At 67.2% G+C, this 8,807-nt stretch carries 9 protein-coding genes; 7 read left to right on the top strand and 2 right to left on the bottom strand.

All coding sequences use genetic code 11. From position 1 onward, the window contains the following. The first annotated feature begins 59 nt into the window (after nucleotides 1-59). From ACYP33_RS14950 to ACYP33_RS14930, 5 genes are all read left to right on the top strand, one after another. Nucleotides 60-1,061: a thiamine pyrophosphate-dependent dehydrogenase E1 component subunit alpha gene (locus ACYP33_RS14950; RefSeq protein WP_459622642.1), complete on the top strand. Its 1,002-nt coding sequence runs from the start codon at nucleotides 60-62 to the stop codon at nucleotides 1,059-1,061. 66 nt (nucleotides 1,062-1,127) lie between these two features. After that, nucleotides 1,128-2,144 (top strand): alpha-ketoacid dehydrogenase subunit beta, encoded by a 1,017-nt coding sequence (locus tag ACYP33_RS14945; RefSeq protein WP_414447159.1) that lies wholly within the window; start codon nucleotides 1,128-1,130, stop codon nucleotides 2,142-2,144. Further along, the gene (locus ACYP33_RS14940) at nucleotides 2,144-3,256 is read left to right on the top strand and encodes an acetoin dehydrogenase dihydrolipoyllysine-residue acetyltransferase subunit (RefSeq protein WP_459622640.1); all 1,113 of its coding nucleotides are present in this window, start codon (nucleotides 2,144-2,146) and stop codon (nucleotides 3,254-3,256) included. Before ACYP33_RS14945 ends, ACYP33_RS14940 begins: the two co-directional genes overlap by 1 nt. A gap of 69 nt (nucleotides 3,257-3,325) precedes the next feature. Next, nucleotides 3,326-4,393, top strand: coding sequence for a 2,3-butanediol dehydrogenase (locus ACYP33_RS14935; protein ID WP_459622638.1), 1,068 nt, complete (start codon nucleotides 3,326-3,328; stop codon nucleotides 4,391-4,393). Between the two features lie 33 nt (nucleotides 4,394-4,426). Further along, the gene (locus ACYP33_RS14930) at nucleotides 4,427-5,182 is read left to right on the top strand and encodes a lipoate--protein ligase family protein (protein WP_459622636.1); all 756 of its coding nucleotides are present in this window, start codon (nucleotides 4,427-4,429) and stop codon (nucleotides 5,180-5,182) included. Nucleotides 5,183-5,217: 35 nt separating this feature from the next. Here the strand turns inward: ACYP33_RS14930 and ACYP33_RS14925 are convergent, their stop codons facing one another. Continuing rightward, nucleotides 5,218-6,822 (bottom strand): ABC transporter substrate-binding protein, encoded by a 1,605-nt coding sequence (locus ACYP33_RS14925; protein ID WP_459622634.1) that lies wholly within the window; start codon nucleotides 6,820-6,822, stop codon nucleotides 5,218-5,220. 235 nt (nucleotides 6,823-7,057) lie between these two features. On the opposite strand from ACYP33_RS14925, the gene ACYP33_RS14920 reads away from it, so the two are divergent. Then, nucleotides 7,058-7,684, top strand: coding sequence for a GNAT family N-acetyltransferase (locus tag ACYP33_RS14920; RefSeq protein WP_459622632.1), 627 nt, complete (start codon nucleotides 7,058-7,060; stop codon nucleotides 7,682-7,684). On the opposite strand, the gene ACYP33_RS14915 is transcribed toward ACYP33_RS14920, so the two are convergent. Then, nucleotides 7,654-8,232 (bottom strand): TetR/AcrR family transcriptional regulator, encoded by a 579-nt coding sequence (locus tag ACYP33_RS14915; protein ID WP_414447165.1) that lies wholly within the window; start codon nucleotides 8,230-8,232, stop codon nucleotides 7,654-7,656. The two genes, ACYP33_RS14920 and ACYP33_RS14915, sit on opposite strands and share 31 nt — an antisense overlap. A gap of 125 nt (nucleotides 8,233-8,357) precedes the next feature. On the opposite strand from ACYP33_RS14915, the gene ACYP33_RS14910 reads away from it, so the two are divergent. Beyond that, nucleotides 8,358-8,807, top strand: a 450-nt coding sequence (locus ACYP33_RS14910) for an amidase (RefSeq protein ID WP_459622630.1), incomplete at its 3' end; no start/stop codon positions are given.

Below are 8,807 nucleotides of genomic sequence, written 5' to 3'. Positions count from 1 at the left end.
CCCCGCCCGCATCCGGGTTCCGCACCCATCCCACCCCCACCTGAAACAAGGAGACAAGCATGGCAACAGACATCGCAGCAGGCCAGGGCCGGCTGCCGCTCGACCAGGCGGCGCTGCTTTCGGTCTATCGCAAGATGCGCACGATCCGCGAGTTCGAGGAACGGCTGCACGTCGATTTCGGACGCGGCGACATTCCCGGCTTCGTGCACCTGTACGCCGGCGAGGAGGCGACCGGCGTCGGCATCCTGCATCACCTCGGCGACGGCGACCGGATCGCGAGCACGCATCGCGGGCACGGCCACTGCATCGCGAAGGGCGTCGATCCGGTCGCGATGATGAAGGAGATCTACGGGCGCAAGGGCGGCTCGTGCAACGGCAAGGGTGGCTCGATGCATATCGCCGATCTGTCGAAGGGGATGATGGGCGCCAACGGCATTCTGGGCGCGGGCGCGCCGCTGATTTGCGGCGCGGCGCTGGCGGCGAAGTTTCGCGGCAAGGGCGAGATCGGCATCACGTTCTGCGGCGACGGCGCGTCGAACCAGGGCACCTTCCTCGAAAGCCTGAACCTCGCGGCGGTCTGGAATTTGCCGGTGATCTTCGTGATCGAGAACAACGGCTATGCCGAGGCCACCGCGCGCGAATACGGCACCGCCGTGGATAGTTACGTCGACCGCGCCGCCGGCTTCGGCATTCCGGGCGTGACGGTGGACGGCACCGATTTCTTCGCCGTGCACGAGGCGGCCGGCGAGGTGATCCGGCGCGCGCGCGAAGGCGGCGGGCCGTCGCTGCTCGAATGCAAGACGGTGCGCTTCTACGGCCACTTCGAGGGCGATGCGCAAACCTATCGCGCACCTGGCGAACTCGACGACATCCGCAGCAACAAGGATTGCATCAAGAAGTTCGTGCAGACGGTCACGCGCGCCGAGGTGATTGCGCGCGACGCGCTGGCGGCGATCGATCGCGAGGTGGCCGAGCTGATCGAGCGCTCGGTGGTGGAGGCCAAGGCCGCACCGCTGCCCGGCCCGGAGGATCTGCTCGCGGATGTCTATGTCCGTTATTGACCCCGCCGCTTATCGACCGATGCGACCAAGGCAACCGATGCGATCAAACAATCAGGAGACATGAATATGGCCCGCAAATTGAGCATGAAGCTGGCGATCAACGAAGCGATCGATCAGGAAATGACCCGTGACCCCACCGTGATCATGCTGGGCGAGGATATCGTCGGCGGCTCCGGCGCCAACGGCGAGAAGGATGCCTGGGGCGGCGTGCTGGGCGTGACCAAGGGCCTGTACGCGAAGCACGGCGACCGGCTGCTCGACACGCCGCTGTCCGAATCGGCCTACGTGGGCGCGGCGATCGGCGCGGCCGCGTGCGGCATGCGGCCGATCGCCGAGCTGATGTTCATCGACTTCATGGGCGTGTGTTTCGACCAGATCTACAACCAGGCCGCGAAGTTCCGCTACATGTTCGGCGGCAAGGCCGAAACGCCGGTGGTGATCCGCGCGATGGTGGGCGCGGGGTTCCGCGCGGCGGCCCAGCACAGCCAGATGCTCACGCCGCTGTTTACGCACATCCCCGGCCTCAAGGTGGTGTGCCCGTCCACGCCTTACGACACCAAGGGGCTGCTGATCCAGTCGATCCGCGACAACGATCCGGTGATCTTCTGCGAGCACAAGAACCTGTACGGCTTCGAAGGCGAGGTGCCGGAGGCGTCGTACACGATCCCGTTCGGCGAGGCGAACATCGTGCGCGACGGCAAGCACGTGTCGATCGTCACCTACGGCCTGATGGTGCACCGCGCGCTGGAGGCCGCGGCAACCTTGGCGAAGGAAGGCATCGAGGCCGAGATCGTCGACCTGCGCACGCTGTCGCCGCTCGATATCGACACGGTGCTCGAAACGGTCGAGCACACCGGCCGCCTGGTGGTGGTGGACGAGGCCAGCCCGCGCTGCAATATCGCCACCGATATTTCCGCGCAGGTCGCGCAGCGCGCGTTCGGCGCGCTGAAGGCGGGCATCGAGATGGTCTGCCCGCCGCACACGCCGGTGCCGTTCTCGCCGACGCTGGAAGACCTGTATATCCCGAGCGCCGCGCAAATCGCGGATGCCGCGCGACGCACGATGAACGGAGGGACGCACTGATGGCCGCCATCACCCCGGTCGTGATGCCCAAGTGGGGGCTGGAGATGCGCGAGGGCACGGTGCAGGACTGGCTGGTGCGCGAAGGCGAGCGCATCGAGGTCGGCACCGCGCTGGTCGACGTGGAAACCGACAAGATCTCGAACGCCGTGGAAGCGCCGGATGCGGGGCTGTTGCGCCGCATCGTCGCGCAAAGCGGCGAGACGCTGCCGGTCAAGGCGCTGCTCGGCGTGCTGGCCGAGCTGGAAGTTGGCGACGCCGAGATCGACGCCTATGTCGCCGCGTTCGAGGTGCCGGCCGCCGGCGCCGACGACGAGGACGCCGGCCCGGCGTTCGATTTCGTCGAGGTGGACGGCATTCGCGTGCGCTATGCGCGGCGCGGGCCGGAAGCGGGCACGCCGGTGCTGTTCATCCACGGCTTCGGCGGCGACCTGAACAACTGGCTGTTCAATCTCGACGCGCTGGCCGAGCGGCACCCGGTGATCGCGCTCGATCTGCCGGCGCACGGGCAATCCACCGTGAAGCTAGCCGGCGCCACGCTGGAGGCGCAGGCGGCGTTCGTCGGCCGCTTCATGGAGGCGGTCGGCGTGCCGTCGGCACATCTGGTCGGCCACTCGATGGGCGGCGGCATCGCCGCGCAACTTGCCGTGGCCGCGCCGCGGAAGGTGGCGTCGCTGGCGCTGATCGACAGCGCGGGCTTCGGCGAGGAGGTCAATGCCGATTACACGGATGGCTTCGTGAAGGCCGATTCGCGCCGCGACCTGAAGCCGGTGGTCGAGTTGCTGTTCGCCGACACCGCGCTGGTCAGCCGCCAGATGCTCGACGATCTGCTCAAGTACAAGCGCCTCGACGGCGTGACCGAGGCGCTCGACGCGCTTGGCAGCCAGTTGTTCGCGGGCGGCCGGCAGCGCGAGTTGCCGGGCCGGGACCTCGGCGGCTTCGGCAAGCCGGTGCTGGTGGTGTGGGGCCGGGAGGATCGGGTGATCCCGAGCGGCCACGCCCAGGCCGCGCCGAAGGGCGCGAAGGTGGCGCTGCTCGACGGCGCCGGCCACATGCCGCAGATGGAAAAGGCCAACGATGTCAACGCGCTGCTGCGCGAGCACCTGGGCCGTTGACGCTGTGGGCGCGGCCGTTCCCGCCGCGCCTGCTGGGACTCATTCGAAACACCTGAAGGAATGCGAACGATGAAAGCAGCACGTTTTTACGACCGAGGCGACATCCGCATCGAAGACATCCCCGAGCCGGTGGTCGCGCCGGGCACCGTCGGCATCGACGTGGCGTGGTGCGGCATTTGCGGCACCGATCTGCACGAGTTCATGGAAGGGCCGATCTTCATCCCGCCGTGCGGGCACCCGCATCCGATCTCCGGCGAAGCCGCGCCCGTCACGCTCGGCCACGAGTTTTCGGGCGTGGTGTATGCGGTGGGCGAGGGCGTGACCGATCTCGCGATCGGCCAGCATGTGGTGGTGGAGCCGTACATCGTGGCCGACGACGTGCCGACCGGGCCGGGCGACAAGTATCACCTGTCGCCGAACATGAACTTCATCGGCCTCGGCGGCCGGGGCGGCGGCCTGTCCGAAAAGATCGCCGTCAAGCGCCGCTGGGTGCATCCGATCTCGAACGCGATCCCGCTCGACCAGGCGGCGCTGATCGAGCCGCTGTCGGTGGGCCATCATGCGTTCACGCGCAGCGGCGCGAAGGCCGGCGACGTGGCGCTGGTCGGCGGCGTCGGCCCGATCGGCCTGCTGCTGTCGGCGATCCTGAAGGCGTCGGGGCTGACCGTCATCGTCACGGAATTGAGCGCGGCGCGCAAGGCGAAGGCGCGCGAATCGGGCGTGGCCGATCACATCCTCGACCCGAGCGAGGTGGACGTGGTGGCCGAGGTCATGAAGCTCACGGGTGGCAAGGGCGTGGATGTGGCGTTCGAATGTTCGAGCGTCAACAAGGTGCTGGACACGCTGGTGGCCGCCTGCTCGGCGAGCGCGGTGGTGGTGATCGTGTCGATCTGGAGCCATCCGGCGACGATCAATGTGCACAGCGTGGTCATGAAGGAGCTGGACGTGCGCGGCACGATTGCGTATTGCAACGACCATCAGGCCACGATCCGGCTGGTCGAGGAGGGCAGGATCGATCTTGCGCCGTTCATCACCCAGCGCATTCAACTGGACGACCTGGTTTCGCAGGGCTTCGACACGCTGATCCACAACAACGAGTCGGCCGTGAAGATCGTCGTCCAGCCGAGGCTGACATGAACCGGGGCGGCGCGATCGGAGCGTGGCCGACCGATGCCGTTTGAGTGGATCGAACTCGATGCGGGCGCAACCGACCCGCTCGCGGCCGAGGCGGCGTTGCTGTCGCGGGCCGAGGCGGGCGGTTGCGTGGCGCACCTGTGGCAGGCGCCGCCGTCGCTGGTGGCGCCGCGCAGCTACCGGCGCTTCGCCGCGCTGGAACGCGCGCGCGCCGAGTTCGCCGCGCGCGGCTGCCCCGTGCATCTGCGCCTGTCCGGCGGCGGGCTTGTGCCGCAGGGGCCGGGCATTCTCAACCTGAGCCTGGCCTACCCGGTGCGCGGCACGGTGGGCGCGCTGTCCGAGGCGGTGTACCGGCACCTGTGCGGCATCCTGCGCGATGCGCTCGGCACGTTCGGGCTGCACACGCACTGGCAGGCCGTGGACGGTTCGTTTTGCGACGGCCGCTTCAACCTCGCCTGGGGGCCGCCCGATGATGCGCGCAAGATCGCGGGCACCGCGCAATACTGGCGTGGAGTGAAATCGCTTGGTGGTACTGACGCGCCGCTGTACGCCGTGCTGGCGCACGCGGTGCTGCTGGTCGACGCCGATCCCGACGAGATCAACGCGCGCGCCAATGCGTTCGAGCGCGCGATCGACAGCGGACGGCGCTACGATGCGCGGCGCGTGGTGAGCGTGCGGCAGGCGCTGAACGCGGAGGGTGCACCGCCGCGCGAAAAGCTGATGGAAGACGTGATGTCGGCGCTGCGCACGCAGGTGATGGCCGCGCCGCCGCCCGCCGACGAGGATGACTGAACGAAACGCGGTCGTCCGGAAACGCTACCCCGCCATCAAGCGCTCAACCACACATCCGCCAGATTCCCTTCCAGCCCTTGCGCCGACACCGTGTGATCGTGCACGCGCCGGTTCGCGAGCGTGGCCATGCGCGGCGCGACCAGGTTCAGGATCGGCAGGTCGCGATAGACGATCTGCTGGAATTGCCGGAACAATGCCGTGCGCTTCGCGTCGTCGGTTTCCACCGAGGCCGTTTCGAGCAGCGTATCCACTTGCGGATTGCTGTAATGCGGCGCGTTCGAGAACGGCACGCCGGGCCGGAAGTTCTTCGACCAGTACAGCCGCTGCACGCCCACGCTCGGATCGAACAGCGTATTCACGCCGATGCTCGTGAAATCGAACTGCCGGTCCGCATAGACGCGCTTCAGGAACGACGGCAGATCCTGCGCGCGCACCGTCACCTCGATGCCGATCCGTGCGAGCGCCGATTTCACGTACTCGGCCTGCCGCCGGTGCGTATCGCCGTACGGCAGATAGTCGTGCGTGAGCGCGAAGCGCGCGCCGCCGTTCTTGCGCGGATGGCCGGCCGCATCGAGCAGTTGCTCGGCGAGCGCGAGATCGAACGCGTACGGCTTGAGCGTGGCGTCGTGATACGGCGAGGCCGGCGTGATCGGCGTGGGGGAAACATCGGCGTAACCGTAGGCGATCGTCTTCTGCACGATCTCCGGGTTGATCGCATGCGCGATCGCCTGGCGCACGCGCAGGTCCTTGAGGATCGGATGATCGAGGTTGAAATCGATCTCGCCCTGCGGCTGCAGGAACCGGTAGCCGCGCGTTTCGAGCGTCAGTTGCGGCAACTGGATCAGGCGCGGCAGGTCCGACAGCGGCACCGGGTTCTCGCCGCCCAGGTCCAGCGAACCCGTCTCGAACGCCGCCGAGCGCGCGGCCGCGTCGGGGATCACCTTGAACACCAGCGAATCGATGTACGGCTTGCCCGCATCCCAGTAGTCGGGGTTGCGTTCGTAGACGATGTTCGCGCCGCGCGTCCACGATTTGAAGCGGAACGGCCCGGTGCCGATCGGCGCGTTGTTGTGCGGGTTGGTCAGCGGGTCGCCCGAGGCGTACAGGTGCTTCGGCACGATCGGCGATTCGCCGGCCGACAGCGCCTTGATCAGATACGGCGCGGGCTTCGACAGGTCGATCACGGCCGTCAGCGGGTCGGGCGTCGAGACGCGCACCACGTTCGCGAACGTGCTCTTGCCGCGCGGGTGGATCGATTTCAGCAGCTCGATCGAGAACGCCACGTCGGCCGACGTGAACGGCTGGCCGTCGTGCCATTTGACGTTGCGGCGCAGCGTGAACGTGTACTTGAGCCCGTCCGGCGACACGTTCCAGGCGGTGGCGAGTTGCGGGCGCGGATGCAGGTCGAAGTCGTAGGCGAGCAGCCCCTCGATCACCTTCGAGCTGGCGACGAGCGCGGGGCCGGTGGTCTGGAAGATCGACACGAGCACCGGCGGCTCGGGGTTGATCAGCATGTTCAGCGTGCCGCCGCGTTGCCGCGTCGCGGGCGTGCCCTGCGCGAAGGCCGGCGCGGCGATGCCGGCGGAGGCGAGCGTCGCGCCCGTGGAAATCAGGAAATTGCGTCGGTTCAAGCGCGTCATCGGGTGCCGGTCCTTGTCAAACCACTGTGTCTGCGCCCGGCACGCCGAGCGCGGCGGGCGGGCTCGGCGTGCACGATAGAGTGAAACGAACGGATCGGGAAACGACGAATTCGTATATCGAAACGAATTGCCGGAATAACGATGGGAGTGGCCGGCGGTATGATCGGCATGCCCCGTTGCCATCCATGAACCGGCCCATTCCACGATCATGCATTCTCCCGCTTCATCCCATCCGATGCCTTCCTTCCCCGCGGTTTGCGGCTCGCTTGCGCAGGCCTTTGTCGACGATCCGTTTTATCGCGCGGTGACGGTGGCGTTCGAGGCCGACGCCGCGCGCCGGCAGCAGGCGCTGGCCCGGTATTTCGCGCTGGCGATCGAGGAAGGTCGGGCGGTCGGCGAGATTCAACTGTCGGGAGACGATGGCGCGGCCATCTGGATGACGAACGAAGCAAGCGGTGCCGATGTCGCGCTGCACGGCGCGGCGAGGAACCGCGCGCTCGCCGCGCTGCTCGGGCCGGACGGCCATGGCAACTACGCGCGGATTTGCGAGGCGATGACGGCGCGCGTGCCGGCACATCTGGCGAACGCCTGGTATTTGTCGATTCTCGGCGTGCGGCCCGACGCGCGGGGCCGCGGGCTCGCGCAGGCCATGCTCGAACCGACGCTGGCCCGCGCGGATCGGCTCGGGGAAACCTGCTTTCTGGAGACGTTCAATCCGTTGAGCATTCCGTTCTACGAACGGCTTGGCTTCGCGCACGAGGCCGATTGCTTCGAGGCCGTGACGGGGCGGTCTTATTGGATATTGTCTCGCCGGGCATCACCGCATCCCGCTCACTTCGGCAACAACCCGCAGGCGCGATAACTGTCGATCAGCGTATCGAACAATGCGATATCCGCACGGCCGCGCGCCATCAATTGCGCACCGGAAACCGCGGCGAAGATCGCGCGCGCGCGCGCCTTGGCCTCCTTCGGCCCGGCGAGCTTCGCGGCCAGCAAGGTCTTGCGCAGCCATTCGATATTGACGTCGGCGAACGCCTGCACTTCGTGCCGCACGATCTCGGGCAGATCGTCGTGCTCGGCGCTCATGAAGCTCGCCATGCACATTCGGTTGCCGTTCTCCAGCGAGGGGCGAAACGTCACGGCCGGATAGCGGCGCAGGCATTCGGCGGGATCGTTGATCTCGGCCGACAGGTCGTCGAGGATCGCGGCCGCGCCTTCCCAGTAGCGCTTCGCCACCGCCGCCGCCAGGTCGGCCTTGCTCGGAAAATGGTGATAGAGGCTCGCCGCCTTGATCCCGACATCCTCCGCCAGCAGGCGCACGTTCAATCCGCCGTAGCCATGCGCCTGCGCGATCCGCGTGGCCGCCGCCAGGATCCTGTCGCTGGAGTTCTGGCCCGTCTGGTCCTTCATCGCTTGCCCCGAAAAAAGTGTTGACGAGCCGAAGTATAACCTTCTAGGATTCAACCTAACAAACGTTAGGTAGTCTTCTGTCCTGACTTTGTCCGCTCCCCATCGACTCATTTGAAAGGCAAGCCATGAAGTCCGAACTGTTCTATCAGGATGCAACGACGCTCGCGGAACTGGTCCGCACCAAGGCGGTATCGCCCGTGGAGGTGGTGCAGGCGCACCTGGATCGCATCGAGGCCGTGAATCCGCAGCTCAACGCGATCGTCACGCTGGCGGACCACGCGCTCGACGCGGCGAAGCAAGCCGAGGCGGCCGTGATGCGCGGCGATGCGCTCGGGCCGCTGCACGGCGTGCCGTTCACGGCCAAGGATTCGATCGACACGGCCGGCGTGAAGACCCAGCGCGGCTCACCGATCTTCGCGGGCCGGGTGCCCGACGCGGATGCCACCACCGTGGCGCGCATGAAGCAGGCCGGCGGCATCCTGCTGGCGAAAACGAATCTGCCCGAGTTCTCGTACTGGATCGAAACCGACAATCTGCTGACGGGCCGCGCACGCAATCCGTGGAATCTCGATCGC

Source organism: Burkholderia sp. 3C, from assembly GCF_054589155.1.
Note: the sequence above shows the minus strand (reverse complement) of the source record. Positions and strands in the feature narration are given on the sequence as shown.

What these genes read in the sequence shown, in the direction of transcription:
- ACYP33_RS14950 (WP_459622642.1), top strand. Translation starts at nt 60, where the DNA reads ATGGCAACAGACATCGCAGCAGGCCAGGGCCGGCTGCCGCTCGACCAG.
- ACYP33_RS14945 (WP_414447159.1), top strand. Translation starts at nt 1,128, where the DNA reads ATGGCCCGCAAATTGAGCATGAAGCTGGCGATCAACGAAGCGATCGAT.
- ACYP33_RS14940 (WP_459622640.1), top strand. Translation starts at nt 2,144, where the DNA reads ATGGCCGCCATCACCCCGGTCGTGATGCCCAAGTGGGGGCTGGAGATG.
- ACYP33_RS14935 (WP_459622638.1), top strand. Translation starts at nt 3,326, where the DNA reads ATGAAAGCAGCACGTTTTTACGACCGAGGCGACATCCGCATCGAAGAC.
- ACYP33_RS14930 (WP_459622636.1), top strand. Translation starts at nt 4,427, where the DNA reads ATGCCGTTTGAGTGGATCGAACTCGATGCGGGCGCAACCGACCCGCTC.
- ACYP33_RS14925 (WP_459622634.1), bottom strand. Translation starts at nt 6,822, where the DNA reads ATGACGCGCTTGAACCGACGCAATTTCCTGATTTCCACGGGCGCGACG.
- ACYP33_RS14920 (WP_459622632.1), top strand. Translation starts at nt 7,058, where the DNA reads ATGCCTTCCTTCCCCGCGGTTTGCGGCTCGCTTGCGCAGGCCTTTGTC.
- ACYP33_RS14915 (WP_414447165.1), bottom strand. Translation starts at nt 8,232, where the DNA reads ATGAAGGACCAGACGGGCCAGAACTCCAGCGACAGGATCCTGGCGGCG.